Annotated in this window: 1 pseudogene; it reads right to left on the bottom strand. The window is 63.0% G+C overall.

What is annotated here, in order from left to right:
* Positions 1–297, bottom strand: a pseudogene (locus ACIGDJ_RS13155) (methionine adenosyltransferase); the annotation flags it as partial.

Raw genomic sequence — 297 nt, 5'->3', positions numbered from 1 at the left:
CGCCTTCGCGCAGGTCTTTGTACGACACTTCAGGGTTGTGCTGGGTCGACAGAACAACTGCGTCGATACCGACAACCTTGCCGCCTTCGTAACGGCAGGTCACTTGCGACTTGGCGTCCGGACGCAGCCAAGGCAGCAGGCCCGACTTGCGCGCTTCAGCCTGACGCTGCACCAGTTGGTGCGAGAAGGTGATCGGCGCTGGCATCAGCACGTCGGTTTCGTTGCTGGCGTAGCCGAACATCAGGCCCTGGTCGCCGGCGCCCTGATCTTCAGGCTTGGCACGGTCAACGCCCTGGT

Source organism: Pseudomonas sp. NPDC079367 (assembly GCF_044542195.1).
Classification (GTDB): domain Bacteria; phylum Pseudomonadota; class Gammaproteobacteria; order Pseudomonadales; family Pseudomonadaceae; genus Aquipseudomonas.
Note: the sequence above shows the minus strand (reverse complement) of the source record. Positions and strands in the feature narration are given on the sequence as shown.